29 protein-coding genes are annotated in these 25,992 nt (G+C 68.2%); 12 read left to right on the top strand and 17 right to left on the bottom strand.

The features are described 5' to 3' along the window. Window positions 1–24 precede the first annotated feature (24 nt). Together EKM57_RS04150 and EKM57_RS04145 are read right to left on the bottom strand one after the other, a co-directional pair. Complete coding sequence (locus tag EKM57_RS04150) at window positions 25–387, bottom strand: hypothetical protein (protein WP_129791214.1); 363 nt, start codon at window positions 385–387, stop codon at window positions 25–27. A gap of 138 nt (window positions 388–525) precedes the next feature. Next, window positions 526–1,353: an ABC transporter permease gene (locus EKM57_RS04145; protein ID WP_129791213.1), complete on the bottom strand. Its 828-nt coding sequence runs from the start codon at window positions 1,351–1,353 to the stop codon at window positions 526–528. A gap of 69 nt (window positions 1,354–1,422) precedes the next feature. Between EKM57_RS04145 and EKM57_RS04140 the strand changes: the two genes are divergently transcribed. Further along, window positions 1,423–2,103 (top strand): GcrA family cell cycle regulator, encoded by a 681-nt coding sequence (locus EKM57_RS04140; RefSeq protein ID WP_129791212.1) that lies wholly within the window; start codon window positions 1,423–1,425, stop codon window positions 2,101–2,103. A gap of 205 nt (window positions 2,104–2,308) precedes the next feature. Then, entirely contained in the window at window positions 2,309–2,467 is a 159-nt protein-coding gene (locus EKM57_RS21765) for a hypothetical protein (RefSeq protein ID WP_165357165.1), read from the top strand. A gap of 192 nt (window positions 2,468–2,659) precedes the next feature. Here EKM57_RS21765 and EKM57_RS04135 read toward each other — a convergent pair whose 3' ends face one another. After that, the gene (locus EKM57_RS04135) at window positions 2,660–3,160 is read right to left on the bottom strand and encodes an Hsp20 family protein (protein ID WP_129791211.1); all 501 of its coding nucleotides are present in this window, start codon (window positions 3,158–3,160) and stop codon (window positions 2,660–2,662) included. A gap of 211 nt (window positions 3,161–3,371) precedes the next feature. On the opposite strand from EKM57_RS04135, the gene parE reads away from it, so the two are divergent. Further along, on the top strand, window positions 3,372–5,348 hold the full coding sequence (parE, locus tag EKM57_RS04130; RefSeq protein WP_129791446.1) for a DNA topoisomerase IV subunit B: 1,977 nt from the start codon (window positions 3,372–3,374) through the stop codon (window positions 5,346–5,348). Then, entirely contained in the window at window positions 5,345–5,704 is a 360-nt protein-coding gene (locus EKM57_RS04125; RefSeq protein WP_129791210.1) for a hypothetical protein, read from the top strand. The genes parE and EKM57_RS04125 overlap by 4 nt, the downstream gene beginning before the upstream one ends. 9 nt (window positions 5,705–5,713) lie before the next feature. On the opposite strand, the gene EKM57_RS04120 is transcribed toward EKM57_RS04125, so the two are convergent. Next, window positions 5,714–5,977 carry a hypothetical protein gene (locus EKM57_RS04120; protein WP_129791209.1) on the bottom strand — a complete coding sequence of 88 codons (264 nt, stop codon included), beginning with the start codon at window positions 5,975–5,977 and terminating at the stop codon, window positions 5,714–5,716. An 87-nt stretch (window positions 5,978–6,064) separates the two neighbouring features. Between EKM57_RS04120 and EKM57_RS04115 the strand changes: the two genes are divergently transcribed. Next, entirely contained in the window at window positions 6,065–7,354 is a 1,290-nt protein-coding gene (locus tag EKM57_RS04115; protein ID WP_129791208.1) for a serine hydrolase, read from the top strand. Here the strand turns inward: EKM57_RS04115 and apaG are convergent. From apaG to uvrC, 3 genes are all read right to left on the bottom strand, one after another. Continuing rightward, window positions 7,351–7,749 (bottom strand): Co2+/Mg2+ efflux protein ApaG, encoded by a 399-nt coding sequence (gene apaG / locus EKM57_RS04110; protein WP_129791207.1) that lies wholly within the window; start codon window positions 7,747–7,749, stop codon window positions 7,351–7,353. The genes EKM57_RS04115 and apaG overlap by 4 nt on opposite strands. Window positions 7,750–7,780: 31 nt before the next feature. Continuing rightward, window positions 7,781–8,413: a DNA repair protein RecO gene (gene recO, locus EKM57_RS04105; protein ID WP_129791206.1), complete on the bottom strand. Its 633-nt coding sequence runs from the start codon at window positions 8,411–8,413 to the stop codon at window positions 7,781–7,783. A gap of 113 nt (window positions 8,414–8,526) precedes the next feature. Further along, window positions 8,527–10,449 (bottom strand): excinuclease ABC subunit UvrC, encoded by a 1,923-nt coding sequence (uvrC, locus tag EKM57_RS04100; RefSeq protein WP_129791205.1) that lies wholly within the window; start codon window positions 10,447–10,449, stop codon window positions 8,527–8,529. 65 nt (window positions 10,450–10,514) lie between these two features. Here uvrC and EKM57_RS04095 point away from each other — a divergent pair, with 65 nt between their 5' ends. Together EKM57_RS04095 and EKM57_RS04090 are read left to right on the top strand one after the other, a co-directional pair. Continuing rightward, window positions 10,515–11,234 (top strand): SDR family oxidoreductase, encoded by a 720-nt coding sequence (locus EKM57_RS04095; RefSeq protein WP_129791204.1) that lies wholly within the window; start codon window positions 10,515–10,517, stop codon window positions 11,232–11,234. 6 nt (window positions 11,235–11,240) lie between these two features. Beyond that, window positions 11,241–11,567, top strand: a complete 327-nt coding sequence (locus tag EKM57_RS04090; RefSeq protein ID WP_129791203.1) for an MmcQ/YjbR family DNA-binding protein — start codon at window positions 11,241–11,243, stop codon at window positions 11,565–11,567. A 95-nt stretch (window positions 11,568–11,662) separates the two neighbouring features. Here the strand turns inward: EKM57_RS04090 and EKM57_RS04085 are convergent, their stop codons facing one another. From EKM57_RS04085 to EKM57_RS04065, 5 genes are all read right to left on the bottom strand, one after another. Then, the gene (locus tag EKM57_RS04085) at window positions 11,663–12,277 is read right to left on the bottom strand and encodes a F0F1 ATP synthase subunit B (RefSeq protein WP_129791202.1); all 615 of its coding nucleotides are present in this window, start codon (window positions 12,275–12,277) and stop codon (window positions 11,663–11,665) included. Then, complete coding sequence (locus EKM57_RS04080) at window positions 12,270–12,764, bottom strand: ATPase (RefSeq protein WP_129791201.1); 495 nt, start codon at window positions 12,762–12,764, stop codon at window positions 12,270–12,272. Before EKM57_RS04080 ends, EKM57_RS04085 begins: the two co-directional genes overlap by 8 nt. Window positions 12,765–12,864: 100 nt before the next feature. Continuing rightward, on the bottom strand, window positions 12,865–13,092 hold the full coding sequence (locus tag EKM57_RS04075; RefSeq protein WP_129791200.1) for a F0F1 ATP synthase subunit C: 228 nt from the start codon (window positions 13,090–13,092) through the stop codon (window positions 12,865–12,867). Between the two features lie 48 nt (window positions 13,093–13,140). Next, window positions 13,141–13,917, bottom strand: coding sequence for a F0F1 ATP synthase subunit A (locus EKM57_RS04070; protein WP_129791199.1), 777 nt, complete (start codon window positions 13,915–13,917; stop codon window positions 13,141–13,143). A 30-nt stretch (window positions 13,918–13,947) separates the two neighbouring features. After that, window positions 13,948–14,268 (bottom strand): AtpZ/AtpI family protein, encoded by a 321-nt coding sequence (locus EKM57_RS04065; RefSeq protein WP_129791198.1) that lies wholly within the window; start codon window positions 14,266–14,268, stop codon window positions 13,948–13,950. 174 nt (window positions 14,269–14,442) lie between these two features. On the opposite strand from EKM57_RS04065, the gene EKM57_RS04060 reads away from it, so the two are divergent. Then, window positions 14,443–15,192 carry a PdaC/SigV domain-containing protein gene (locus tag EKM57_RS04060; RefSeq protein WP_129791197.1) on the top strand — a complete coding sequence of 250 codons (750 nt, stop codon included), beginning with the start codon at window positions 14,443–14,445 and terminating at the stop codon, window positions 15,190–15,192. 140 nt (window positions 15,193–15,332) lie between these two features. Here the strand turns inward: EKM57_RS04060 and EKM57_RS04055 are convergent, their stop codons facing one another. From EKM57_RS04055 to EKM57_RS04045, 3 genes are read right to left on the bottom strand one after another with little or no spacing between them, the layout of a single operon-like run. Further along, entirely contained in the window at window positions 15,333–15,725 is a 393-nt protein-coding gene (locus EKM57_RS04055) for a YdbL family protein (protein WP_243450879.1), read from the bottom strand. Continuing rightward, window positions 15,725–15,910, bottom strand: a complete 186-nt coding sequence (locus tag EKM57_RS04050) for a YnbE family lipoprotein (protein ID WP_129791196.1) — start codon at window positions 15,908–15,910, stop codon at window positions 15,725–15,727. The genes EKM57_RS04055 and EKM57_RS04050 overlap by 1 nt, the downstream gene beginning before the upstream one ends. 47 nt (window positions 15,911–15,957) lie before the next feature. After that, a complete protein-coding gene (locus EKM57_RS04045; RefSeq protein WP_129791195.1) occupies window positions 15,958–19,131 on the bottom strand; it encodes a YdbH domain-containing protein in 3,174 nt (1,057 codons plus the stop codon). Window positions 19,132–19,434: 303 nt separating this feature from the next. Here EKM57_RS04045 and radC point away from each other — a divergent pair, with 303 nt between their 5' ends. From radC to purB, 3 genes are all read left to right on the top strand, one after another. Then, a complete protein-coding gene (gene radC / locus EKM57_RS04040) occupies window positions 19,435–20,133 on the top strand; it encodes a DNA repair protein RadC (protein ID WP_243450899.1) in 699 nt (232 codons plus the stop codon). 167 nt (window positions 20,134–20,300) lie between these two features. Beyond that, the gene (locus EKM57_RS04035) at window positions 20,301–21,239 is read left to right on the top strand and encodes an alpha/beta fold hydrolase (protein WP_129791193.1); all 939 of its coding nucleotides are present in this window, start codon (window positions 20,301–20,303) and stop codon (window positions 21,237–21,239) included. 96 nt (window positions 21,240–21,335) lie between these two features. Beyond that, entirely contained in the window at window positions 21,336–22,655 is a 1,320-nt protein-coding gene (gene purB, locus EKM57_RS04030; protein ID WP_129791192.1) for an adenylosuccinate lyase, read from the top strand. Between the two features lie 2 nt (window positions 22,656–22,657). On the opposite strand, the gene EKM57_RS04025 is transcribed toward purB, so the two are convergent. Next, window positions 22,658–23,575: an alpha/beta fold hydrolase gene (locus tag EKM57_RS04025; RefSeq protein ID WP_129791191.1), complete on the bottom strand. Its 918-nt coding sequence runs from the start codon at window positions 23,573–23,575 to the stop codon at window positions 22,658–22,660. A gap of 164 nt (window positions 23,576–23,739) precedes the next feature. Here EKM57_RS04025 and EKM57_RS04020 point away from each other — a divergent pair, with 164 nt between their 5' ends. Beyond that, a complete protein-coding gene (locus EKM57_RS04020; protein ID WP_129791190.1) occupies window positions 23,740–24,444 on the top strand; it encodes a glutathione S-transferase N-terminal domain-containing protein in 705 nt (234 codons plus the stop codon). 37 nt (window positions 24,445–24,481) lie between these two features. Here EKM57_RS04020 and EKM57_RS04015 read toward each other — a convergent pair whose 3' ends face one another. Then, a complete protein-coding gene (locus tag EKM57_RS04015; RefSeq protein WP_129791189.1) occupies window positions 24,482–25,927 on the bottom strand; it encodes an aminotransferase class V-fold PLP-dependent enzyme in 1,446 nt (481 codons plus the stop codon). Between the last annotated feature and the right edge of the window lie 65 nt (window positions 25,928–25,992).

Here is a 25,992-nt window from a genome sequence, read left to right as displayed (position 1 = left end):
CGACCGGCACCCCCCTTTTCCGCATCAGCCGCGCCGCCGATCGTTGTCGCGGCGCTCGATCCGAACGCGCTGCTCGAGCCGGTTCACCTGGACCCGAAGCGAGGCAAATTCGCGTCCGGACAGGCCGTTGCGGCCGGCCCGATTGAGGTGGAAGCGAACCTGATTGGCGTCGCGCCGCAGACCGAAGGCCTCGCGCGGCGAGATGACGCCGCGCCGGGCCGAGCGTTCGATCCGGTTCTCGACACGATCGAGCTCGCGGACGAGCTGGTTCACCGCGCGGCGATCGGGGCCGTGCTGGCTCCATCCGCTATTGTGATACTGGGCCGCAGCCGGAACGGCGGCCAGGGTCGAGGCCGCGAGGGCGACGGAAATGAGCAACTTGCGCATGACACCTGAACTCCTTGCTGCACCATTGCAGTGACCCCGCTCTACGGCCTGCCCGGTGTGACGAGGCTGAATGGGTCCGACAGAATCTGTTCAGGTTTGTCGCAATTTGTATGAACGAATGCGCGAAAGCTTCGGGCCTCAGGGCTTCAGCTTCCAGCCGCTGCGCAGCAGTGCATAGCAAAGGGCGCACAGGCCGAGATTGATCACCAGCAGCAACACGGCACCGAACAGCACCGGAGAATCGGCGGTGCCCAGGAAGCCGTAGCGAAAGCCCGAAATCACATAGAAGAAGGGGTTGGCATGGCTGATCCCCTGAAACAAAGGCGAAAGCGCCTGGATCGAGTAGAAGGTACCCGAAAGCAGGGACAGCGGCGCCACGACGAAATTGGTGACGGCGGCGGCGTGGTCGAATTTCTCGGCCCAGACCGAGGTGATCAGGCCAAGGAAGCCGAGCATCGCACTGCCCATCAGGCCGAACCAGAGCACCGCCAGCGGATGCTGCGGTATGACATGGACCCCGGGCCAGAGCAGCATGGCGAGCCAGACCGCGAAGCCGACCAGCACGGCACGGGTGACGGCGGCGCCGACGAGGCCGGTGATCAGTTCGCCCACCGAGAGCGGCGGCATCAGATAATCGACGATCGTCCCCTGTATCTTGCCGACCAGGAGGGAGAAGCTCGAATTGGCGAAGGCATTCTGGAGCATGCCCATGACGATCAGCCCGGGAGCGACGAAATCGGCGAACGGGGCGCCCATCACGGTCCGGCCTTCACGGCCCAGGGCGACCGTGAAGATCACCAGGAAAAGCATCGTGGTGACCGCGGGCGCCCAGATCGTCTGCAACTGGACCTTGAAGAAACGACGCACCTCCTTCACATAGAGGGTCTTAAGGCCACCCCAATTGACGGTCCGGATGACGGGCACGCCAGGGCTGGATCGAACCCAATTTGAAGGCTGGTCGTTCACAGGCGCCGTCGCTAGTCGCAGACGCTTGGACCCGCAAGCCGCGAAAGCTGAATGAGGATGGTGACGCCGATGTCGTGGACCGACGAACGTATCGAACGCCTGAAGACCTTGTGGAGTCAGGGCGTGACGGCGAGCCAGATCGCCGACGAGCTGGGCGGCGTCTCCCGCAATGCCGTCATCGGCAAGGCGCATCGGCTCGGCCTTCAGTCGCGACCCTCGCCGGTCAAGCCGAACGAGGCCGAGCAGCCGGCCGGCGCAACCCCGGTTGACGCGCCGGAGGCGCAGCCACAGAAGCCGCGGCCGGCACCCGAGCCTGCCGCGTCGAAGCCCGAGCCGCAGCCCCGCACTGGAGAGCCCGTCGCCGCCCCTGCCGAGACGAAGCCGGAGACGAAGCCCGAGCCGAAGACGCCGCAGCCCCAGGTCCGCTCGATCGGGCCGGGCGGTTTCATCCGTCAGGGCCCGAGCGACCAGCAAGCGCCCATTCCCCCTGCTCCGCCGCGCCGGCTGGTGCCCGCAAAGCCGAGTCCGGAGATTGCCGACAAGACCAGCCTGCTCGATCTCAACGAGCGGGTCTGCAAATGGCCGATTGGCCATCCCGGCGAACCCGATTTCCATTTCTGCGGGCGTCCGGCCAATCCAGGCTTTCCTTATTGCGTCGAGCATTGCGGCGTCGCCTATCAGGCGCAGCTGCCCCGGCGTGACCGCAAGCCCCCGCCCCCGCTGCCGTTCGGCGGTCCGCGGGTCCGCTGAAGGCGCCGTCGGGCCTGCTCGGCTCCGGCGCGGTCCGCGCTACGTCCGGCCCATCGTCGGGCTTTCCCGGCCGCGCGCGCTGGAGCGAGACCGCGGGCGTTGGCTGACATCGGTTAGTCGAATTCTCAGGAACGCGGCGGTAGCGTCGGCGTTGGACGGGCGTTGCGGAGCAAAGAAGCTCCGACGTTCACGACAAGAGCGAAGAATGGATACCGACGATCTGAATTATTACGAGCAGCGCGCCGAGGCCGAGATCGAGATGGCCCAGCGCGCGCATGACAGCCGGGCCGTTCAGGCCCATTATCGGCTGGCCACCATCTATCTCGACAGGATCCACCCGGAGGCCTCTCCGGAAGCAAGCTGATCGCGGCCGATCCGAAAAGTGAGGGCCCCGGAGCCAGGCTCCGGGGCCCCTTGCTCAGGGCGCGTTCCGCCATCGTCCGGCATCTTCCCGCGGCGCTGGGCCTCGGCTCCCGCCGCTGCCCGGCACCAGGGAGCGGAAGATCGTCATCGGCGGACCCGGACCGGCGCTGCCGGTCCGGGCAGCGGAGACGGCTCAGGCCGCCTCGAGCTCGCGCACCTTGCCGCTGCCGGACTCCTGGCCGGCCGGCGCAGCTTCGAGCCGACCCGCGGACTGGCCGCCGCCGATTTCGATCTTGCGCGGTCGCATCGCCTCGGGGATTTCGCGTTCGAGCTCAATCGAGAGCATCCCGTCCCTGAGCTCGGCGCCGCGCACCTGGACATAGTCGCCCAGAGCGAACCGGCGCTCGAACGCGCGGGCCGCGATGCCGCGATGAATGTAGCGGCGGCCGTCCTCGTCCTTCTTGCGGCCGGTGACGATCAGCAGGTTCTGCTGCGCGGTGACGTCGATCTCGTCGGCGCGGAAGCCGGCGACGGCCAACGTGATGCGATAGCGGTCCTCGCCCTCCTGCACGAGATCGAAGGGCGGGTAATTTTCGCCCAGCTGGCTCGGGAAGCCGCTTTCGAGCAGGTCGAACAGCCGGTCGAAGCCGACCGTCGCGTGGCGATAGGGCGTGAAGTCGATATTGGTCCTCATTTCCAAGTCCTCCTTTGAGCAACATGGTGACGAGGCGCGTCCGAGAGCGCGGACGCCCTCAACAAGCCGGATCCTGACGGCATCCGGCACGAACCCATGTGGTTAGAAACGTCGTCGATTTCAAGAGTTGGCGGGGCTGGCCGACGGGGCTTCGGGGCGTCCTTCGGCCAATCCGCTTGGAACGGGAGTCGTGACCCCCTATAGCTTCTCCATGTCCGACCTGTTCGCTTCCTCCGGGCGCTCCGGCGCCGACTATGACGCTCATTCGATCGAAGTCCTGGAAGGCCTGGAGCCGGTCCGGCGGCGGCCGGGAATGTATATCGGCGGCACCGATGAGCGTGCCCTCCACCACCTCGCCGCCGAGGTGCTCGACAACAGCATGGACGAAGCGGTCGCAGGCCATGCCAGCCGCATCGAGGTGATCCTCGAGAGGGGCAACCGCCTGACCGTGATCGACAATGGCCGCGGCATGCCGATCGACGAGCATCCCCGCTATCCCGGCAAATCGGCGCTCGAAGTGATCCTCACCATGCTGCATTCGGGCGGCAAATTCTCGAACAAGGCCTATGCCACGAGCGGCGGCCTGCACGGCGTGGGCGTCAGCGTCGTCAATGCCTTGTCCACCGAGACGGTGGTCGAGGTAGCGCGCAATCGCGAGGCCTATCGCCAGACCTTCGCCAGGGGCCAGACCACTTCCCCGTTGACCCCGCTCGGCCCCGCCCCAAACCGCCGCGGCACCAAGGTGACTTTCACCCCCGATCCCCAGATCTTCGGCGAGGACGCGAAGTTCCGGCCGGCCCGCTTGTATCGGCTGGCGCGGTCCAAGGCCTATCTGTTCGCCGGGGTGGAGATCAGGTGGCGGTGCGACCCCGAGCTTATCTCGGACGATACCCCGGCCGAGGCGGTCTTCCAGTTCCCGGGTGGACTGGCCGATCATCTGAACGAGCAGATCGAGGGCAAGGAGACCGCGACCAGCACCCCCTTCGTCGGGCGCCACGAATTCCCCGGCGAACAGGGCAAGGTCGAATGGGCGGTGGCCTGGCCGATCTGGGGCGACGGCAATTCCTCTTATTATTGCAACACCATCCCGACGCCGGACGGCGGCACTCACGAGCAGGGACTGCGCACCGCGCTGACGCGCGGCCTGCGCGCGTTCGGCGAACTGGTCGGCCACAAGAAGGCCAAGGATCTCCAGGCCGAGGACGTGATAGCGGGCGCGGAGATCATGCTGTCGGTCTTCATTCCCGAGCCGCAGTTCCAAAGCCAGACCAAGGACCGGCTGACCTCCCCGGACGCGGCGCGACTGGTCGAAAGTGCCGTTCGCGACCATTTCGACCATTTCCTGGCGGACCATATGGAGCGGGGCCGCTCGTTGCTCGGCTTCGTCCTCGACCGGATGGACGAGCGCCTGAAGCGGCGCGCCGAGCGGGAGATCAAGCGCAAGACCGCGACCTCGCACCGCAAGGTCCGCCTGCCGGGCAAGCTCACGGATTGCGTCAACGACGATCCGGCCGGGACAGAATTGTTCATCGTCGAGGGCGATTCCGCCGGCGGTTCGGCCAAGCAGGCGCGCGACCGCAAGACCCAGGCGATCCTGCCGATTCGCGGCAAGATATTGAACGTGGCTTCCGCGACCGCCGACAAGATACGGGCCAACCAGGAGGTCGCCGACCTGATCCAGGCACTCGGCTGCGGCACGCGCGACCGCTGCCGCCCGGAGGACCTGCGCTACGAGCGGGTGGTGATCATGACCGACGCCGACGTCGACGGCGCTCATATCGCGACCTTGCTGATGACCTTCTTCTTCCAGGAGATGCCGGAGCTGGTGAAGCAGGGACACCTTTTCCTGGCCCAGCCGCCGCTCTACCGGCTCGCCGCCGGCGGCACCGTCGCCTACGCGCGCGACGACGGTCACCGCGCCGAACTCGAGGCAAGCCTGTTCAAGGGCAAGAAGGTGGAGGTGTCGCGGTTCAAGGGCCTGGGCGAGATGAATCCGCAGCAGCTCAAGGAAACGACGATGGATCCGCGCACGCGCGGCATGATCAGGATCACGCTGCCGCAGGATTACGAGGAACGCTCCGCGGTACGCGACCTGGTCGACCGGCTGATGGGCCGCAACCCCGAGCATAGATTCCAGTTCATTCAGAGCCACGCCGCAGAGCTCGACGAAGAGGAAATCGACGCGTGAGCCGGCGACGCGCCTTGCGCCGCGCGGCTCCGCCGGTCCGCCGCGGCCGCGGCCTGGCACGATGGTGGACGATCCAGCGGGCGACGGGCTTGGGTATCGTTGCCGGTCTGGCGGCTTTGCTGACCGCCGGCTTGCTCGGCACGTCCGGCGACGCCCTGCTCTATCCTTATGCGGCGCTGCTCGCCTTCACCGCCTTGTGCGGCGCGTCGATCCTCTGGATCACCGCTTTCGACATTCGCACGCGCGGCACCAGCGGCCGGATGCGCCCGATACGCGGCTTCGATGCCGCGGTCGGCTTGGCGTTGCTGCTGCCCTCGCTTTATGCCCTGTCGCTGGTCTGGCCGCGGCTCGGCTGAGGCCTGGCTCTAGGAGCGGACGCCTTCGCCTGCTTCGGCAAGCGCCGCCTCGATCATTCGGTCCCACACCTCCAGATCGCCCACTTCGGCCATCGCCGGATCCGGCTCGCGCAACGTGCGGATGATCGAGAGCGCATCCTCCCGATAGTCCCGCCAGATCGAATCGACGCGGTCGCCGGCGGAAGGATCCTGGCCGGCGGCGTTGATGCTGACCACGCGGCCGGCAATGACCCGCGCGATGCGCTCGACCAGGCTGGTGCTCGAAACGGGCATGTTTGTGTCTCCTGATTCTTTCGTGCCTGTAACGGTGGAGCCGCGGACTGGTTTCACCTAGGATCCAAACTCAGTCAGGAGGAAAGCATGGCAGGACGATGGTTCGCGGCCTTGCTCGCGCTCGTCGGCATGGTGGCGCTGCCCGTGCCCGCCGGGGCTCAGGCGCAGCCGAGCCCGGAGCTTCGCTCCCGGGCGGAAGCGGTGATGGCGATGCTCCGCGGCGGCGGCAATCCCGCGGAGATGTTCACCCCCGAATTCCTCGCCCAGATACCGGAAGCCCAGGTCCGGGCCATTCCGCGCCAGCTCGCCGATCAATATGGCCCGGTCCGGGCTATTGCCGGTATCGACGCGAAGACGCCGACGGCGGGAACCCTCCACGCCGAGTTCGAGCGCGCCGTCCTCCATATCGAGATCGTCATCGAGCCTCAGGCGCCGCACCGCATCAGCGGTCTGCTGGTAGCCGGCGCGGACGTGCGTGGAGACACGCTCGATGCGGTGATGGCGGAGGTGCGCGCCCTTCCCGGGCAAGTGTCGGTGGCGGTGGCGCGCCTGGGCGACGGGGCGCCGGAAATGCTCGCCTCGGTCGAGCCCGGCCGCCCGCTGGCGATCGGCTCGACCTTCAAGCTGTTCATTCTCGCCGAGCTCGACCGGCAGATCCGGGCTGGAGAGCGGCGCTGGAGCGACGTCGTCGCGCTCGACCGCCGCTCGGTAGCCTCCGGCGTCCTGCAGAATTGGCCCGCCGGCTCGCCTTTGACGGTCCACACGCTCGCCGCCCTGATGATCTCCCAGAGCGACAATACGGCGACGGACCAGCTGCTCCATCTCGTCGGCCGCGAGAATGTGGAGCGGATGATGGCGACCCTCGGCGTGGAGGCCGCCGACCGCAACCGCCCGTTCCTGTCGACGCTCGAAGTCGCCGCGCTGAAAGCCGGGCCGGCGGGCTTGCTCCAGTCCTGGCGCTCGGCCGACGAAGCCGGAAGGCGCCGGCTACTCGACTCGGAGCTCCCCAACGTCGACGCCGGGCACATCGAGCTCACCCGATTCACCGGCGCGCCGCTCCACATCGAACTTGTCGAATGGTTCGCGTCTGCCGCCGACCTGGTGCGGACGATGGACTGGCTGCGGCGGCACGGCGACGACGCAACCCGGGCGATCCTCGCCATCAACCCCGGCGTCGGACCGACGGTGACGGGCGGTCTCACCTTCGTCGGCTACAAGGGCGGGTCGGAACCCGGCGTCCTCAACCTCACCTGGCTGCTGCGTAACCGGGCCGGCCAGTGGCACGTCGTCACCGGATCTTGGAACAACCCGGCCGCGACCGTCGAGGAAGCCCGCTTCCTCGGCCTCCTGTCCCGGACGGTCCAGCTGGTCCGCTAGCTGGTCACGGCCGGAGCGATCAGCGGGAATCGCGGAATGGCCACGTCGAACGACGCCCCGTCGGCGCCGACCATGAAATAGCGCCCCTCCATCGATCCGGTCGGCGTCGTGAGCGGGCAGCCCGAGACATAATCGAACGATCCGCCCGGCTCGATCACCGGCTGCTCGCCCACGACGCCTTCGCCGCGGACCGGGTGCGACGCGCCGCGGCCGTCGGTGATCACCCATTCGCGGCTGACCAGCTGAACGGCCATCGTCGATTCATTCTCGATGCGGATATGATAGGCCCAGAACCAGCGCCCCTTGCCGGGCTCGGACTGCTCCGGAAGATAGCTCACCGACACGCGCACGATTATGTCGCGGGTGGTGGCGCTGTGCGGGAAGAATTCTTTCACATGCGCTTCCTGTGACGCGCGCCGCCCCGGGTCAACCGCCGACGCGCTTGAGCCGCGCGATGAGCCGCTCGCGGGCGGCGAGTATCTCGCTCTGGCGGCCGGTCAGCAGGTCGCGCTCGAGATGGCGGCCGGTAAGTCGAAGGCCGTCGACGATATCGTCCCATCCGGGTGCAGGGCCGGCCAGTCGGGGCGGCAGCGCGGCGATCCGCTCCGGCGCCAGCCCGAACCCCAGCTCGGCCAGCACGATCAGCTCGTAGCGAATCAGGGCCGCGCTCCAGCCGCGCGCCGAAGGCGCCGCCTCGATCGCGCCGAGCAACCCCTCCAGCGCCTCGAACAGGTGCGGATAAGGCTGGCCTTCCGGCACGGCGGAGGCGGTGAGCGCGCAGGCCCATTCGAGCCCGGCGGCCGCGAGCGGTTCCGACAGCAGGAAGGCGCGGCTGTGCACCAGCTCCACGGTGAGGTGGGCCAGCTGTTCCTCGGTCCGCGCGCGATATTCGGCATGGAGAAGATTGCCGGGCACGAGCATCGGCTTGAGCCGCCGCGATCGGCCGCCGCGGACATAGCCGGCCTGCACCCCCTCCCCGGGCGTCAAGGCGCGGACGATCGCGCCATGCTCGCCATGGGCGCGAACCGCGACGACGATGGCGTCGGTTTCCAGGTGCACGGTCCTAGGCCGTCACCCCAGCGAAGGCTGGGGTCCAAACTGCCTGCGAGCTGCGCCGGAGCCGCCTCGATCCCGGCCTTCGCGGGGATGACGAGAGATTGCGATCCCGCACGTCACCCGGCCGGATGAAAATAATCGTAGACCTGTCGCGCGGTCGTCCGCGAGATTCCCGGCACCTTTTCGAGATCCTCCAGCGCCGCGCTCTTGACCGCCCGGGCGGTGCCGAAGTGCATGAGCAAGGCGCGCTTGCGGCCCGGTCCGATGCCCGGAACGTCGTCGAGCGGGCTCGCCGTCATGCTCTTCGCCCTCTTCTGGCGATGGGCGCCGATCGCGAAACGATGCGCCTCGTCGCGCAGCCGCTGCAGGTAGAAAAGGACCGGCGAGTTGGGCGGAAGCGTGATCTCTCGGCCGCCCGGCAGATGGAACACCTCGCGGCCGGCATTGCGGTCCGGACCCTTGGCGACCCCGACCACGGGCACGTCGTGGACTCCGGCATCCTCGAGCACCTCGCAAACCGCCGAAAGCTGCCCCTTGCCGCCGTCGATCAGCAACAGGTCCGGCCACTCGCCGCGGCTGCGGTCGGGATCCTCCTTCTCAAGCCGTGCGAAGCGGCGGCTCAGCACCTCCCGCATCATCGCGAAGTCGTCGCCCGGAGCGGTCTCCGGCCGCTTGATGTTGAACTTGCGATAGGCATTCTTGCGGAACCCCTCGGGCCCGGCGACGATCATCGCGCCAACCGCATTGGTGCCCATGACATGGCTGTTGTCATAGACTTCGATGCGCTGCGGCGGCTCGGGCAGCTCGAACGTCTCGGCGATCTCGCGAAGGTTGCGGGTCTGGGTGGACGTCTCGGCGAGGCGGCGATCGAGCTCCTCCTCGGCGTTGCGCTTCGCCTGGCGGATCATCTTCGCCTGCTCGCCGCGCTGCGGCGCCTTGATCGTGACCCGGCGCCCGGCGCGCTCGGAAAGGGCCTCTTCGAGCAAGCTTGCCTCGCCGAGACTTCGGTCGGCGAGGATCAGCCGCGGCGGCGGAACCTCCTGATAGAATTGGGCGAGGAAGCTCGCCAGCACCTCCTCTTCGGGCACGTCCGCCGTATGGGCGGGGAAGAAGCTGCGATGCCCCCAATTCTGGCCGCCGCGGATGAAGAAGGCCTGGATGCACATCGTGCCGCCCTTGCAGGCGAGCGCGAACAGATCGGCATCGCCGAGCTTCTCGGCATGGATCGCCTGGCTCCCCTGGATATAGGTGAGCGCGCGCAGGCGATCGCGATAGACCGCGGCCAGCTCGAAATCCATCGCCTCGGCCGCCTCGCTCATCAGCCGGCCGAGCTTCTGCTGCACCTTGGTCCGGCGCCCACCGAGAAAATCCTTCGCGTCCTGGACCAGCTCGGCATAACCGGCATCGTCGATCCGGCCGACGCAGGGCGCCGAACACCGGCGTATCTGGTAGAGCAGGCAGGGACGCGAGCGGTTGGCGAAGAAGCTGTCGGTGCAGCTCCTCAGCAGGAACAGCTTCTGCAGCGCGTTCAGCGTCTCTCGCACCGATCCGGCGCTGGCGAACGGGCCATAATATTGGCCCTTGAGGCGGCGCGCGCCGCGATGAAGCTGGACACGCGGAAAGTCGTGATCTTCGCGCAGGAGGATGAAAGGGAAGCTTTTGTCGTCGCGCAGCAGGACGTTGTAAGGCGGGCGGTAGCGCTTGATGAGCTGCGCCTCGAGCAGCAGCGCCTCGGCCTCGCTGTTGGTCGTGACGATCTGCATGGAGCGCGTCTGCGAAACCATCCTCAGCAGACGTTTCGTCTGGCGTGCGACCTGGGTGTAGGCGTTGACCCGGTTCCTCAGCGCCCTCGCCTTGCCGACATAGAGGACATCGCCGCGGCTATCGAGCATGCGATAGACGCCGGGCCGGACCGGCAGCGTCTTCACCACGGCGCGGATCGCGGCGATTCCGGCATCGAGGTCGGGCGCGTCGGCGCCGCGGACCGTATAGGTCGCCTTTTCCTCGCTGAAGCGGTCGGGGGAATTGGGTTCGGACATCGGCATTGATTTAGGGGCTCGGGTGGCTCAACGCACTAGCTGTGCGCCGCCGAGGGGGCCAGCCCATGAAGCTTGCAGGCAAGTCCGCGATCGTCACCGGCGGCACCGACGGGATCGGCAAGGCGCTCGGCCTCGCGCTCCGGGAGCGGGGCGTGCAGGTCATCGTCGTCGGGCGCGACAAGGGCCGCCTTGCGCTGGCCGCCGCCGAGGGGTTCGACACGCTGGCGGCGGATCTGGCGAGCGCGCAGGGCGTCGACGCCGTTGTTCGTGCGCTCGACGGCAAGGCGATAGACCTGCTGGTCAACAATGCGGGTGCGGGGGCCAGCTACGACGTCTCCGCTCCGGTCGACCTCGCGCAAGTCGACCGCTGCATCTTCCTCAACCTCGTCGCGCCCATTCACCTTTCGACGCGGCTCCTGCCGATGCTCCGCGCGCGGCCGCAGGCCATGATCGTCAACATCACCTCCGGTCTCGCCGTGGCGCCGCGCGCCGGCAGCCCCGTTTATTGCGCCACCAAGGCGGGCTTGCGCAGCTTCACGATGGCGCTGCGTGCGCAGCTCGCCGGATCGAGCGTGCGCGTGCTGGAAGTCCTGCCGCCGGTCGTCGAGACCCGCATGACCGCCGCCAATTCCCATCGCAAGATGCCCGTCGGCGAGTGCGCCCGGCAGATCGTTCGGGCCATCGAGCAGGACCGCGACGAAGCCAATGTCGGCGCGACGCGGCTGCTTCGGCTTGTCTACAGCGTCTCGCCGGCTCTCGCCCGGCAAATCATGCTGCGTTACTGAAGGGCCATGGCGTCACCGGACGATTTCCGCCGCCTCGCTCTGGCCCTGGGCGGCGCGGAGGAAGGCTCGCACATGGGCCATCCCGACTTCCGGGTTGGGGGCCGGATCTTCGCGGCTTTGGGCTCGCCCGATCCGGCCTGGGGCATGGTCCAGCTCCTCCCGGAGCAGCAGGCGCTCGCGATCGACGCCGACCCCGCGTTCAGGCCGGCCGCCGGCGCCTGGGGCCGCAAGGGCAGCACCCTGGTGAAGCTGCATGCCGTGCCGGACGAATGGCTCGAGCGCAGCTTGCGCTGGGCCTGGGAAAATCACGCCGCGGCGGGCAATAGAAGATAGCCCCTCTCTCCCGAGGAGAGGTTGGGGTGATGGCGCCGAATCGACGCGCGTGAGGCTCCGCCTCGATCCCTCCCGAACTGGGAGGGCCGGACGAATTATGGCCGGCCCAGCTCCGCTATGGTCGCGTCGACCATCGCCTTGTCGGCGGCAGCGTCGAGCCGCTCGCGGATCAGCCGCTCGGCCGCCGCGGCGGCCGCCGTCGCCGCCTTGGCACGCACCTCGTCGATCGCGGCGCGCTCGGCGGCGGCGATCTTGTCCTCGGCCATGCGCGTGCGCCGCTCGACGAGCGCGGCAGCGTCGGTCTCGGCCTGGCGGACGATGCCTTCGGCCTCGGCGCGAGCGCGCTCGATCATCGTGGCCGCCTCGGCGTCGGCCTGCGCCGACTTGGCTTCATACTCCGCGCGCAGCGCCTCGGCTTCGGCGCGAAGCTGCGCCGCCTCGTCGAGCTGCTGGCGGATGCCGGCGATCTTGCGGTCGAGCGCCTTGCCGATTGCCGACGGCACCTTCTTCCAGATCATCAGCAGGAAGACGGCGACCATCGCCAGCGCGACCCAGCCGCTGGCGTCGAAGCCCCAGGCGGTCGGCTCGACATGGCCGCCGCCATGATCCTCGGTCGCGCCCACCATCTCGGCATGACCGGGAGCGGCGTGACCCTCTTCGCTGTCGCCCACGGGAACGGCGTCGGTGGTGGGGGGATGTGCTTCAGACATCGGCCATTGCCGCCTTCACTGCCCTGGCCGCTTCCGACTTGCCGACCTTCACGCCGGCCAGCCGTGCGACCATGTCCTGCGCCGCCTCGGCGGCAACATTCTCGATATCGGCCATGGCCGCCTCGGCCGCGGCCCGAAGCCGGGCCTCTGCCGCCTCGATCTTCTCCCGGCTCGCCGCGTCCGCGGCCGCGACCCGGGTTTCGGTCGCGCGGGCGCTCTCCTGCTTGGCCGCACCGGTCACCTTCATCGCTTCGGTCCGGCTCTCCGCCATCCGCGCACGATAGGCTTCCTCGGTCGCGTCGGCGGCGCGCCTCGCCGCCTCGGCGGCGGCGAGATCGTCGGTGATCCGGCTGCTGCGCGCGTCCATGGTCGACATGATCTTCGGCAGCATCGCCTGGCCGATGCCGAAATAGATGACGGCAAGGGTCAGCAGCAGCCAGAAGAGCTGCGAGTAGAGAACGTCCGAGAGCTGATTGATCTGAGGCATTTCGGCCCTTCTTGCCTTGCTGGCCGCATGGCCGCGAAGGACCGCCGGGCGGCCTTCGCGTCAATGCGTGGGCGGCGAGCCGAGGCCCGCCGCTCGTGCCTTACCGGGCGTAGAGGATGATCATCGCGACGGCGAACGCGATCAGGCCGAGCAGCTCGGCGGCCGCGAAGCCGATGAACAGGCGGCCCTGCTGGCTGTCGGCCGCGGCCGGGTTGCGCAGCGCGCCCTGGAGGAACGAGCCGAAGACGTTGCCAACGCCGGCAGCCGCGGCTCCGACGCCGATCGCCGCGAGACCGGCGCCGATGACCTGGGCAGATTCGAAGTCCATGATAAGCTCCTTTTGAAATTCAGTCGGTTGATTCGAACGAACGGGCGATCAGTGAAGATTCTCGGCGTCGTTGATGTAGAGCGACGTCAGAAGCGCGAACACATAAGCCTGGATCGCGGCGACCAGCAGCTCGAGCGCGCTCACGCCGGCGATGAACAGGAAGCTCAGCAGCGCGATCGCCGGGCCCATGGCGCCCTCCGCATTGAGCCCGCTGACGATGAAGCTGGCGAACACCTTGATGAGGATGTGGCCGGCGATCATCGCCACGAACAGCCGGAGCGCCAGGCTGAACGGGCGCACGAGGAAGGAAAGCAGCTCGATCAGGAAGATGAGCGGCAGCAGCGGCTTGGGCGTGCCGTGCGGGATGAAGAGCGAGAAGAAATGGAAGCCATGCTTCCAGAAGCCGACGATCAGCACGATCGAGAAGCTGATGATCGCCATCACGCCGGTGATGGTGAACTGGCTGGTCACCGTGAACGGGTGCACGCCCGGCACCACGCCGAAGGGCATCAGGCCCATCAGATTGGCGAACAGGATGAACATGAAGATGGTGAAGACCCAGGGAAGATATTTCCGCCCTTCCGGCCCAATGCTGGTGTCGATCATCGACGCGACGAAGGAGGTGATTCCCTCGACCATCACCTGCCAGCGACCCGGGACGAGCTCGCGCTTCATCCCGCCCAGCATGAAGACGAAGATCGCGCCGAGCACGATCAGCATCCACAATGCGCTATTGGTGAAGGCGAACGGATTGCCGGCCAGATCTCCCGCAAGGGAGTCGATCTGGAACTGGTGCATCGGGTCGATAGTGGATTCGGCCGCCACGCGTGAAAGAACCTCTGCTGCTGCCAGCGCCTATTTCGGACGCTGCCTTGAAATCCAAAGCACATTCCGCACGGCGATGCCGAACCCGAGGAACAGCATAGCCAGCATCAGCCACGGCGCGGTCCCAAGCCACCGGTCGAGCAGCCAGCCGATGATGGCGCTGCCGAACGGGATGCCGAACAGGTCGGACAGGATCCGCATCCCCTGGGAACGACCCACCTGGGAATTGGACTTCGTCTTCCCCGTTCGGACCGCCTCCTGAAGCTGAGCCTGCTTCAACCGCTTGTCGAGCGATGTCAGCCGCGCATCTTCCGGAAGCCGAGGGTCCTGCCAGGGCTCGTTTTCCGACATGCCGTTCTCCTGAAGGAACAAGCCGAATAGGCACGATCAGGGGGGACATACCGGCGAACGATCCCGCCAAGGCGCGGTTCCTTTAGGAAGGGGTGGGAGGCAAGTCAACCGGCCTGCCGCAGTGCAGCATAGAAGCCTGTTCTGCACCTGTGCCGGAAGTGATATCCGCTCGTCATGAACCCCGTCCCCTTTTTGCTCGCCTCGCTCCTCGCGGCCGCCCAGCCGCAGCCCTTCGCCAAGGCGCAACAGGACGCCTTGCTCGACTTCCGCTACGGCTGGCCGGCGGTCGTCGAAGAGGAGCCGGCGCTGCGCGACCGCTTTTCGCGCGAGATGCAGGCGGCCGAGGCGCAGGCGCGACGGGAGGCGCAGGAGGATCAGGCGGCGCGGCAGGGCAGCGACGCCCCCTTTCACAACCACGTCTATTCCAGGGAATGGGAGAGTGCCGGCAGCACGGCGCAGCTGCTCAGCCTGACGGCGCGCACCGAGACCTATACCGGCGGCGCCCACGGCAATCTCGGGCTCGCAGCCCTGCTGTGGGATCGCTCGGCCGACCGGGAGGCGGATACGGCCGACCTGCTCGGCCCGGCGGCCCTGCAGGCGCTCGCGCCGCGCTACTGCGCGCGGCTGAACGCGATGCGCTCCGAGCGGCGGGGGGAGCCGGTGCGTTCCGGCGGCGGGGAACCCTTCACCGATTGTCCCCCGCTCCCCGGACACCCGCTCGCGCCGGCCGACAAAGACGGCAACGGCCGGTTCGAGACGCTACGGATCCTGATCGGGCCCTACGAGGCGGGACCGTGGGTGGAAGGCGCCTATATCGTCGAGCTTCCGCTGGAACCGGGCGACCTGGCCGCCCTTCCCGAAGCGTTTCGTCCTGCCTTCGAGGTCGGCGCCGCGCCAGCGCTGGAGGCCGGCGAACGGGGCTAGTCGGAAAGTCGGCCCCCGGTCGCGCGATCCGCGCCCGCCCTCCCGACGAATGGCGGGATCGATGGACCCGGATGCGCGGATTCTCGGCCGGACCGGTTCAGGTCTCCCGGTCGAGCCCGCGCTGTCGGACCCGGGTCGCCTCAACCGCAATGATCCGGCCGCGGCACCGGCTCGTTGCCGTTGCGCTGCCGCCATACGCCATCGGGGAGGCGATAATATTGACCCGGGCCGACGCGGTTGGCGAAGATCTGGCAGGCGGTCGCCGCGGCGACCTCTTCGATCGTGGCGTTCCGCTGCGACGCGAGCTGCGTGTAGGCGGCACGCCGCTGGATATTGATCGCGTCCATCCGCGCGCGAACGGCGGCCGGAGCCGAGCCGACCAGGCCCAGATAGCCGTCCGCCTGTTCCCCGACCTGCCCGGTCGAGCGCAGCTCGCCGGCGGCGTCCTGCATCCCATAGGCATAAGCGCTGCTTCCGGCGAGCGCCGCTAGGCCGAGCCCGGCGGCAACCATCAGTTTCATTCGGCGGGTCATCAGAACACTCCTGGATTTTGCTGTATCAGCTCCCGAACGTCTTCCTGGAGCCTTACCACGACTTCTTGTCGGATGTTGATGTTGAGATTGATCTCGATCGGCCGTTCCGGGGCCGTCACCTGGACGCATCCCGTGAGCGCCGGCAGCGCCGCCGCGGCGGCGAGGGCGCTCCGCAGACTTGCCATTCTTCCGAGGCTCGCATTGCGTCTCTCTCTCGTCAAGTTCGGCTGCATCATTGCACGGGCTCGCTTTCTTCATCCTGAACGTCGTTGATGGTGGTGGAGCGGTCCCGCAATATGTCCGGGAGGACCGACTGGATCAGGGGAGTCGGGTCGCTGAACGAACGCGCGGTCGCCATCAGGGCGCGGAACTGGCCCTGGATCCGGATATTGAACTCGAAGGGTATCTGGGCGAGCTGCCTGAAAACCCGCCCGACGACCAGGCCGGGCAGGCCGCCGCCCGAGGGCACCGTCGTCATCGTCGGATCACGCGCGATCCCGTCCAGGTCGATGACGGTGATGAACTCGCCGTCGAGCGCGCCGTCGAGGGTAAGGTCGAAGCGGCTGTAGCGCAGGGACTTCAAGGCGTTGAATGCCAGGATTCCATAGGCCCCGAGATCGCGGTCGGTGAGCTCGCCGACATAGGACAAGGTCCCGCCGGCCGCCCGCGCGCTCATCCGTCCGCCGACGATCCGGCCGCCGCGCGTGTCGAACTGCATCGGGATCACGCCGTCGAACGTGCCGGTGGCGGCAATGTTGCTGAACTCCATCTGCTGCACGAAGGCGGCGGCATCGAGCCCGACTACCCTGAACGTCAGATATTTGGTCGCCGGCTGGCTGAAGTCGAGCACGGTCGGCTCCAGGTGCAGCTCGCCGCCGGCGAACGGCCAGTGGCCGGCCTCGATGGCGACATTGTAGTTGGGCAGGAGCTGGTAGCTCAGGCGACCGTCATAGACGTCGACGCCGCTGCGGACGATATCGACCTCGGCCACCTGCCCCGGCGCACTGACCAAGCCGAGCAGGTCGGTGAACTCGACCGTCGTGTCCAGCCCCTCGACCGGCCCGAACGGCGCCGCCAGGTTCATCCCGGCGGTGCTGAAAGTGCCGGTGCTGCGCACGCCGGCCTCGTCCCAGGCAATCCGGCCGCGACCCGTGACGTTGCCCTCGACCAGGGCGACGATCCCGACGGTGAGCGGCGTGAGCGTATCGGGCTGGAACCCCTCGCCGAACGCCAGCCCCGGAACGTCGAGCACGGCCTCGCCGGCCCCGGTGCCGAGATGATGGTCGATCGTGGCGCGGGACACCCGCGTGCCGCTCGCCGGATGGCTGAGCCAGCCGACGGCATGGATCCGGCTGTCCTCCAGCGTCAGGCGGAAATCGTCGCTCGTCAGTGGATGAAAACGCGGCGGAACCTGCTCGTCGGCGACCTGAAGGCCGCCTTCGAGCAGCAGGTTCCCGCCCGCGAACTGCCAGCGCCCGGCGCCCTCGCCGATCAGCAGCGGGACGTTGACGAGCTTCCCCGCCGCGCCCTCGAACGTCCCGGCGACACCGCCGCTTGTGAAGCGCCCGCTCAGGCTCGCAAGATCGAGCCGACTGGTCGCTTCGGTCGCGCCGAGCCGCACCGCCACGGCCGACGCCGCAAATCCGTCGAGATCGATTCGGACGCCTTCGGAGGCCAGCGTGACGGGCGATTCGCCGAGCCGCCCGGCGAGCCGCGGTCCGCGCAGCGCCGCACCGGCCTGCAGGGGCCCGCCCGGCGCCTGCCACACCAGGGCCCGTCCGGTGGGGCAGAGCGGCAGGCGAGTGGGCCCGATCCTCAGGCCCGCAATCTCGAGCGTCCGGAAAGCCGCAGTCACGCAGCTCTCGCCGATCGCCAGCCCGCCGCGTCCGAAGCGGCCGCGCACCGGCACCGTCAGCCCGGTCACCCGGCCATCGCCCAGCGGACCGTCCAGCCGAACCGCGGTCTCGAACCGGCTTATCCCGTCCGGCGCAGCGGCGAACCGGATCTCGCCGAGCGCGAGCCGCGCCTCGCCCGCTGCCATCGGCGCGATGCGCGCGATTCCTTCGAGCGCGGCTCCGGCACGCGCTTGGCGCAGGCTCAGCCGGGCATCCGGAAAGCCGCCGCCCGAAAGCGCATATTCGCCGTCGACGCCAAGGACGCCGCCCGGCCAGTAATAGGTCAGCCCCTTCCCGCCCGCCGATCGAAGCGCCAGACCGCTGTCCGCCGCGAACCGAAGCCGCTCGATCCGTACCGCACCGAAGCCGTCGCCATTGACCAGGCGGACGCCCGCCGAGGCCTCTCCGCCGCCGCGAACGGCACGGTCGAGCGCGCCGGCCAAAGCCGATCCGATCGGGCCGACCGGCGTCCCCTCGGCCGAACGCAGCATTCCGGTGAGCGCCGCGGCCGAGGCGCCCGCGAGGGTCAGGCCCTGGACCCTGGCGTCGCCACTCAACTTCAGGTCGCCGCTCGACGAGACGGCATAACGGCCGGCGAATCCGGTACGCCGGGCGGCAAAGACATCGATCGCGGCCGCTGCTGACCGGACGTCGACTTGTCCCTGGGTATTGCGGGCATTGCCGGCGAAGCTCACCCGCCCTTCCAGTCCGGCGAGGCGCTGGGCCCCGGCCTCGAACCGTGCGGCGCGGACCGCCGTCTCGCCGCGCCAGCTGTCGAGCGCCGGAGCGAACGTGGCATCGAGGGCGAAGAGCGGCCGCTCGATGGCGAGATCCGTGCCGCAATTGACCGCTTCGAGCGCCATTGGCCCAACGAAGCGGGGACGAAGATCCGCGACGCTGACGGCAACGTTCGCGCGAGGTCGAGCGATCGTGCATTCGCCGACGGCGAGCTGCGGTGAAACGAAAGCGAGGCGTCCGCGGAACCCGTCCGCCAGATTGCCTTGTCCCTCCACGCCCACGGCCACCGGCCCGGCCGGCGTTTCGAGCGCGATCGCCGCGTCCGCGATGTCGACCCTCTGGTCGGGCAGTCGGAACGGCAGGCCGCTCGGCGGCGGCAGCAGCCGGTCGATTTCGCCCAGGGTCAGCCGTCCATCGCGGATCCGGCCGACCATCCGCACGCCGCGCGCCGTGATCAGCCCCACTCTCGGACCCGTGACCCCGATCAGGATCTGCACCTCGACGCGGCGGGCGACGGCGTCGGGTCGGCTCGGATCGCCGATCACCAGATTCTCGAGCACCTGGGTGCCGAAGCCGATTCGCCCGATGTCGTAGCTCGCCTCGACGCCGCGGCGCTCCAGCTCCCGGTCGATATAGGTAGTGGCGAGGCGCACTCGCATTGCCCACAGGACGATGAGGCCGCCGACGAGCAGCACGAGGATGATGGCGAGCGCGACCCGCCACCGGCGCAGCCGTGGGCGGCGCTTCACCGTCTCGATTTCCTGCTCGTCCACCAGTCTCGCTTCCGCCCAACCTTCATCAAGCCGCGTTCCGCCGCCGTCACGAACATGCGAGGCGTAGCGGTTGGGCCTCGCCTGCGAAAGGCGCTCGCGGCGATCAACAGAACACTTGAAATGAACGCCGCCTTGTGTTCAACATTTGTTCCGAATGGCCATGCTCGCTTGAACCGGAGCCCGACGGTGGATGATCCTGCACCCGATAGCCGGCCGAACGGCTGGCCGGAACCGCGTGGCGATCACGTCGGCGAAGCTCCCCTCCCCGGCCTCGACCCACGCCCGTTCGAACTTTCGGAAGCCATTCCCGATCGCCTCGCGCCCGAGGCACGGCACCATGGCAAGGGGCACCGCACGCGCCTGCGCCAGCGGCTGATCGAAGGCGGCCCCGACGCCCTGCTCGATCATGAGCTGGTCGAATATCTGCTCGCGCTCGCAATCCCTCGCCGCGACACCAAGCCGCTCGCGAAGACGCTTCTCGATCGGTTCGGCGGCTTCGGCGCTCTCCTCGCCGCGGACGCCGGGGCGCTCGTGCGGGTCGGCGCCCTGAGCGAATCGGCGGTCGCCGCGCTCAAGATCGTTCAGGCCTCGGCGTTGCGCCTGCTCAAGGAACAGGTGAAGGATCGGCCGGTGCTCGGCTCCTGGCAGGCCCTGCTCGACTATCTCCACGCCGATATGGCGCATGAGGCGATCGAGCGCGTGCGCGTGCTATTCCTCAATTCGAAGAACTTGCTCATCCGTGACGAACCGATGTGGGAGGGATCGGTCGACGAATCGGCCGTCTATATCCGCGAGATCATGCGTCGGGCGCTCGATTGCCACGCCACCGCGATCATCATCGTCCACAACCATCCGAGCGGCGATCCCACGCCCAGCCAGCAGGACATCCGCCTCACCCGCGATCTCGCCGAAGCGGGCCGGCACCTCAGGATCACATTGCACGACCATGTCATCATCGGCGCGAAGGGCCATTCGAGCCTAAGGGCGATGGGGGTGATCTGACGACCGCCGCCTGATCGTGAACATATCGTCGGGGGCCGAGCACGCACGACCGCGGGCGCAATCACATCGGACGACAGCACGGCGAAAAAAATTCCGGGTGTCCGCCGGATGGTGTCGGATCGGGCCCTCGTCTGTCGTCCTGGAGCGGTGAAGCAGAGGAGACCGTCATGACCATCACCCAGTCGACCCGACATGATCACCCCGGCATCAGCCGGCGCACCGTGCTCGGTGCCGGCGCGGCGGCCGCGGGATTGGCCCTGAGCGTGCAAGGAAGTGCCATGCAGCCGACGCCGTCGAGGACGCCGGTCAGCGGCTATGCGCCGGTGGACGGATTGAACGTCTATTATGAGATCCACGGCGGGCCGCTCGCACCCGGCGTCACGCCGACGGTGCTGATTCATGGGGGGATGATGGCGATCGAGACCGCCTTTGCCGGGCGCAGCCTGTTGCGACTGCTCGCGGCGAAAGCGCCGGCGATCGCGTTGGAGCTGCAGGGTCATGCCCACACCGGCGACCGTCCGGGCCCGATCACCGTCGAGCGGCTCGCCGACGACGCGGCAGGCGTGTTGGCGCACCTCGGGGTCCAGCGCGCTCATTTCGTCGGCCACAGCCTGGGCGGCATGACCTCGATCGGCGTGGCGGTGCGGCATCCCGAGCGCGTCGCCAGCCTCACCGCCATCAGCGCCATGTACCAACTCGAGGGTTTTCTGCCCGAGCTTGTGACCATGCAGCGAAATCCGACTCATACGCCGTCGGCCGAGCTGGTGCCGTTGCTGCCGACCGAGGCCGACTTCATGGCCTGGAAGGCGCATTACGACAGGGTCGCGCCCGATCCCTCGGCCTTCGAGCGGGTGCTGGGCAGGCTCAACGCCATGCTGGCGCAGTGGGAGGGCTGGTCGCCCGAACAGCTCGGCGCCATCCGCGCGCCGACTTTGCTCGCGATCGGCGACAACGACTTCACTCGCGTCGAGCATGCCGCCGAGATGAAGCGCCTGATCCCGAACGCCCAGCTCGCGGTCCTGCCGGGCACCACGCACATGGGTATCATCGATCGGGGCGAGTGGCTCGCACCCATGGTGGAGGCGCGGATCACATCAGCGGGCTGATCCGGCTGCCGCGGGACGCCTGGATGGGTCGGCACCATCCCTTCCGGCGAGGAAGGGCGGTTGCGCCGCCTCCCCCGTCCCCATAAAGGCCGCGTCATGGTTCCCCGCTACGCCCGGCCCCGGATGACCGCCATCTGGGAGCCTGAAAACCGCTACCGGATCTGGTTCGAGATCGAGGCCCATGCGCTGGACGCCATGGCCGAGCTCGGCATCGTGCCGAAGGAAGGCGCCCGCAAGATATGGGAATGGTGGGCGACCGAACCGAAGATCGACGTCGAGCGGATCGACGAGATCGAGGCGGTCGTGAAGCACGACGTCATCGCCTTCCTCACCTGGGTCGCCGAGCAGGTCGGGCCGGAAGCGCGCTTCCTCCACCAGGGCATGACCAGCTCCGACGTGCTCGACACCTGCCTCGCGGTCCAGCTGAAGCAGGCCGGCGAGCTTCTGGTCGAGGATGTCGACGCCTTGCTGGCGGTGCTCGAGCGGCGCGCCCGGGAGCATAAGCTGACGCCGACGATCGGCCGCAGCCACGGAATCCATGCCGAGCCGGTCACCTTCGGACTCAAGCTGGCCCAGGCCTATGCGGAGTTCCGCCGCAACCGAAGCCGCCTGGCCGAGGCCTGCGCCGACGTCGCCACCTGCGCGATTTCGGGCGCGGTCGGAACCTTCGCCAATGTCGATCCGCGGGTCGAGGCGCATGTCGCCGCAAAGCTCGGGCTCGACATCGAGCCCATCTCCACCCAGGTCATCCCGCGCGACCGCCACGCGGGCTATTTCGCGACGCTGGCGGTGGTCGCCTCGTCGATCGAGCGGCTGGCGACCGAGGTCCGGCACCTCCAGCGCACCGAGGTGCTGGAGGCCGAGGAATATTTCTCGCCCGGCCAGAAGGGCAGCTCGGCCATGCCGCACAAGCGCAATCCGGTGCTGACCGAGAATCTCACCGGCCTCGCCCGGATGGTCCGCGGCTACGCCATGCCGGCGCTGGAGAATGTCGCGCTCTGGCACGAGCGCGACATCAGCCACAGCTCAGTCGAGCGCTTCATCGGCCCGGACGCGACCATCACCCTCGACTTCGCTCTCGCCCGCCTCACCCAGGTGATGGACAAGCTCGTCGTCTATCCCGAGCGGATGCGGAAGAATCTCGACCGCATGGGCGGCCTCGTCCACTCGCAGCGGGTGCTGCTCGCTCTGACCCAGGCCGGCGCCAGCCGCGAGGACAGCTATCGGCTGGTCCAGCGCAACGCGATGAAGGTCTGGGAATCGGACGGGGCGCTGTCGCTGCTCGAGCTGCTCAAGTCCGATCCGGAGGTCACCGCCTTGCTTGCGCCGGAGCGGATCGAGGCCGAATTCGACCTCGATTACCACTTCAAGAATGTCGACCTGATCTTCGAGCGCGTGTTCGGCCGGCCCGCCTGATCTCAGGCTGGACGCACGAAGCGGAGCAATTCCGCGTTCAACCGCTCGACATGGGTGACCGGCAAGCCGTGCGGCCCACCCTCGACCACGACGAGCCGCGCGCCTGGGATCAGCTCCGCCGTGGGCCGTCCGGTCAGGTCGAGCGGGGCCGAGCGATCCACGTCGCCATGAACGATCAGCGCCGGGACGTCGATCCGCGGCAGGTCGCGACGGAAATCGGTCTCCTGCAGCGCGCGGGCGCATTCGATGACCGCCTGCAGCGAAGTGCGCAGCATCATCGCCTTCACCCAGGCGACCATGTCCGGTGAGGTCTGCGCGGTAAAGAAGGGTCCGATCTGGGAACCGATCTGCCCCGGAAAGTCGCGGGCGATCGCGGCGCGCGACGCGGCCATGACTTCGCGCGGCAAGCCGGCCGGGTTGTCCGGCGTCTGCACCAGGAAGGGGGTGGTAGGCCCGACCAGGGCGATGCGCGCGATCCGGCCGGTGCCGTGCCGAGCGACGTAGCGCGCGATCTCGCCGCTCGCCATCGAATGGCCGACGAGGGTCACGCCGCTCAGTCCTCTTTGCTCGATCACTGCGGCGAGATCGTCGGCGAGCGTATCATGGTCGTAGCCGCCGCCCGGATCCGACGACTGCCCGTGCCCGCGCCGGTCGTAGGCGATGCAGCGCAGCCCCTGCGCCTGCAGGGCCGCCATCTGATACCCCCAGAAATCCGAAGGCAGGGTCCACCCGGCGAGGAACAGCACCGGCGCCCCGTCGCCCCAGTCGCGCACGAACAGGCGCGTTCCGTCGCGCGCACTGACCTGGTCGGGCGGGCGCGGCCTTTCGGGACGCGGCTGGGCCGCTGCGACCGCCGCCCCCGTCCCGGCGAGGACCCCTGCGCCCGCTGCCGCCATGCCGAGAAGTGTCCGCCTGTTCATCTTCGCCTCCTTGTCCATCGGGGCAATTCCTAGACCTTGGCGGGAAGCGTTGCGATTACCTGGAAGGTAAAGGGTAAGATGCGCGCGGGACTGGCGTCGCCCGCCCGCCTTTTTTCCCGGCGCGTGGGCGCTATCTACCCGCCACGCTCGCAGGAGATAGCCGCATGACCGATGTCTCCGATTTCCCGATCACCCGGCGCTGGCCGGCAACCCATCCCGATCGCCTCCAGCTTTATTCGCTGAACACGCCCAACGGCGTGAAGGTCTCGATCATGCTCGAGGAGATCGGCCTTCCCTACGAGGCGCACCTCGTCGATTTCGGCAAGGACGACCAGAAGACTCCGGAATTCCTGTCATTGAACCCGAACGGCAAAATTCCGGCGATCATCGACCCGGACGGGCCAGGCGGGGAGCCGATCGGCCTGTTCGAATCGGGCGCGATCCTCCTCTACCTCGCGGACAAGACCGGAAGGCTGGCGCCCGCCGACCCCGCTCAACGCTACGAAACGCTGCAATGGGTCTTCTTTCAAGTCGGCGGGGTCGGGCCGATGTTCGGGCAGGTCGGCTATTTCCACAAGTTCGCCGGGCGCGAGCTTGCCGACAAGAGACCGCTCGAACGCTATGTCGCCGAATCGAGGCGGCTGCTGGAAGTTCTGGACATCCGGCTCGCGGGCCGGACCTGGATGATGGGCGACGAATATACGATCGCCGACATCTCCCTGCTCGGCTGGGTTCGCAACCTCATCACCTTCTACGAAGCACGCGAGCTCGTCGATTTCGACCATTATGAATATGTCTCGGCCTGGCTCGCGCGCGGACTGGCGCGCCCGGCCGTGCAGCGCGGCCTGGAGATACCGAAACGGCCGTGACGAAGCGCTGCAGCTTCGTTCCGCGATGCTGGGCGACTCAAGCCCTCTCCTGGACCCGGGCAACGCCGCGGGCGAGCGCCTCGAGCGCGTCGTCGACATGCTCCAGATGGGTGCGGAAGGAGAGGATCGCGCAGCGCAGCGTGAAGCGGCCGTCGATCCGCGTCCCGCTCAGCATCACCCGTCCCTCTTCCACCAGGTGGCGAAGCAGTCGCTCGTTGAACGCGTCGGGATCGCCGCTTTGCGGCCGGAAGCGGAACGCAACGACCGACAGGTCCGGCGGTGGGCCGGCATCGAAGCCGTCCATTTCTTGCAGCCGCGCATGGAAATAGCGGGCCAGCGACAGCTTCTCGGCCTGGGCCGCGCGAAAGGCGGCCACGCCCGCCATCTGGAGCGGCAGCCACAGGCGCAACGCCCGGAAATGGCGCGTCAGCTCCGGCGACAGGTCGGCGGGGGAAGGCCCAACTTCGCTCTCGCCGAGCGGGCGAATGTAATCGGCGCTCGCACTGAACGATTCGAGCAGGTGGCGCCCGTTTCGCACCAGCACCGCGCCCGTCCCGTAGGGGAGGAACAGCGTCTTGTGGGGGTCGAGGGCGACGCTGTCGGCAAGTTCGATCCCGGTCAGAGTCTCGCGGCCTTCGGGGCAGAGCGCGAACAGGCCGCCATAGGCGCCGTCGACATGCAGCCACACGCCGTGCCGGCGGCACAGATGGGCAATGTCGGCAAGCGGATCGACAGCGCCGGAGTCGATGGTCCCTGCCGAGGCGACGACGAGCCAAGGCCGGATACCTTCGGCGCGGTCCCGCTCGAGCGCTTCCTCCAGCGCCTCGACCGACATTCGGTAGCGCGCGTCGGTCGCGATCTGCCGGCGCGGCGCACGGCCCCGCCCCGCAATGTGCAGGGCCTTGTCGACGCAATGATGGGCGAAGCGCGTGGTGTAGACCGCACCTCCCCCGTCGGAATCGCGCGCGTCGCGCGCTGCGACGATCGCGGTGAGGTTGGCCAGGCTTCCGCCCGAGGTGAGCGTTCCCGCCGCGCCTTCCGGATAGCCGATGACGCCGGCCAGCCAGGCGGTCGTGGCATTTTCGAGCCGCACCGCACCGGGGCTGGCCGAGGCGAAGCCGGAATATTTGTTCGAGACCGCCGCCAGAAGGTCGCCGAGCGCCGAGTGGAACAGGCCGCCGCCGGGTATATAGGCCATGAAGCGCGGCGAGGTGGTGGCGAAGCCGGGCCGGTCCACGCAGGTCGCGATATAATCGAGCACCGCGGCGGGATCCCGCCCCTCCTCCGGAAATTCGGGGTCCAGGCGGTGCGCGAAGACTTCGCCCCATGGACGATTGCTCGGCGCGTCGGGGACCTGGTCGAGATAGGCCAAGGCATGGCTCAGGGCGCCGTGGCCTAGCGCCTCGCGCGCGCCGCCGTCCGGCTCGAGCGGACGCATTTGCGCGCGGAGCTGCTCGATACGGTGCTGGAGTTCTTCGATCATCGCCCCCTCATTCCACGGATAGTGCGCCGGCGGAATAGACCGGCCGCATCATCGCCGCCGCCGGC

The sequence above is a fragment of the Sphingosinicella sp. CPCC 101087 genome, assembly GCF_004151485.1.
GTDB lineage: Bacteria > Pseudomonadota > Alphaproteobacteria > Sphingomonadales > Sphingomonadaceae > Allosphingosinicella.
This window is presented reverse-complemented; position numbering and strand designations above follow the sequence as displayed.

Excerpts from the sequence above, each read along its gene's own strand:
- EKM57_RS04055 (WP_243450879.1), bottom strand. The coding sequence starts at position 15,725 with ATGACCCGCCGAATGAAACTGATGGTTGCCGCCGGGCTCGGCCTAGCG.
- EKM57_RS04115 (WP_129791208.1), top strand. The coding sequence starts at position 6,065 with ATGGCAGGACGATGGTTCGCGGCCTTGCTCGCGCTCGTCGGCATGGTG.
- purB (WP_129791192.1), top strand. The coding sequence starts at position 21,336 with ATGGTTCCCCGCTACGCCCGGCCCCGGATGACCGCCATCTGGGAGCCT.
- EKM57_RS04135 (WP_129791211.1), bottom strand. The coding sequence starts at position 3,160 with ATGAGGACCAATATCGACTTCACGCCCTATCGCCACGCGACGGTCGGC.
- EKM57_RS04025 (WP_129791191.1), bottom strand. The coding sequence starts at position 23,575 with ATGAACAGGCGGACACTTCTCGGCATGGCGGCAGCGGGCGCAGGGGTC.
- EKM57_RS04065 (WP_129791198.1), bottom strand. The coding sequence starts at position 14,268 with ATGTCGGAAAACGAGCCCTGGCAGGACCCTCGGCTTCCGGAAGATGCG.
- EKM57_RS04120 (WP_129791209.1), bottom strand. The coding sequence starts at position 5,977 with ATGCCCGTTTCGAGCACCAGCCTGGTCGAGCGCATCGCGCGGGTCATT.
- EKM57_RS04015 (WP_129791189.1), bottom strand. The coding sequence starts at position 25,927 with ATGATCGAAGAACTCCAGCACCGTATCGAGCAGCTCCGCGCGCAAATG.
- EKM57_RS04150 (WP_129791214.1), bottom strand. The coding sequence starts at position 387 with ATGCGCAAGTTGCTCATTTCCGTCGCCCTCGCGGCCTCGACCCTGGCC.
- EKM57_RS04075 (WP_129791200.1), bottom strand. The coding sequence starts at position 13,092 with ATGGACTTCGAATCTGCCCAGGTCATCGGCGCCGGTCTCGCGGCGATC.
- EKM57_RS04140 (WP_129791212.1), top strand. The coding sequence starts at position 1,423 with ATGTCGTGGACCGACGAACGTATCGAACGCCTGAAGACCTTGTGGAGT.
- EKM57_RS21765 (WP_165357165.1), top strand. The coding sequence starts at position 2,309 with ATGGATACCGACGATCTGAATTATTACGAGCAGCGCGCCGAGGCCGAG.
- EKM57_RS04020 (WP_129791190.1), top strand. The coding sequence starts at position 23,740 with ATGACCGATGTCTCCGATTTCCCGATCACCCGGCGCTGGCCGGCAACC.
- EKM57_RS04035 (WP_129791193.1), top strand. The coding sequence starts at position 20,301 with ATGACCATCACCCAGTCGACCCGACATGATCACCCCGGCATCAGCCGG.
- EKM57_RS04095 (WP_129791204.1), top strand. The coding sequence starts at position 10,515 with ATGAAGCTTGCAGGCAAGTCCGCGATCGTCACCGGCGGCACCGACGGG.
- EKM57_RS04060 (WP_129791197.1), top strand. The coding sequence starts at position 14,443 with ATGAACCCCGTCCCCTTTTTGCTCGCCTCGCTCCTCGCGGCCGCCCAG.
- uvrC (WP_129791205.1), bottom strand. The coding sequence starts at position 10,449 with ATGTCCGAACCCAATTCCCCCGACCGCTTCAGCGAGGAAAAGGCGACC.
- EKM57_RS04085 (WP_129791202.1), bottom strand. The coding sequence starts at position 12,277 with ATGTCTGAAGCACATCCCCCCACCACCGACGCCGTTCCCGTGGGCGAC.
- EKM57_RS04080 (WP_129791201.1), bottom strand. The coding sequence starts at position 12,764 with ATGCCTCAGATCAATCAGCTCTCGGACGTTCTCTACTCGCAGCTCTTC.
- EKM57_RS04090 (WP_129791203.1), top strand. The coding sequence starts at position 11,241 with ATGGCGTCACCGGACGATTTCCGCCGCCTCGCTCTGGCCCTGGGCGGC.
- parE (WP_129791446.1), top strand. The coding sequence starts at position 3,372 with ATGTCCGACCTGTTCGCTTCCTCCGGGCGCTCCGGCGCCGACTATGAC.
- EKM57_RS04050 (WP_129791196.1), bottom strand. The coding sequence starts at position 15,910 with ATGGCAAGTCTGCGGAGCGCCCTCGCCGCCGCGGCGGCGCTGCCGGCG.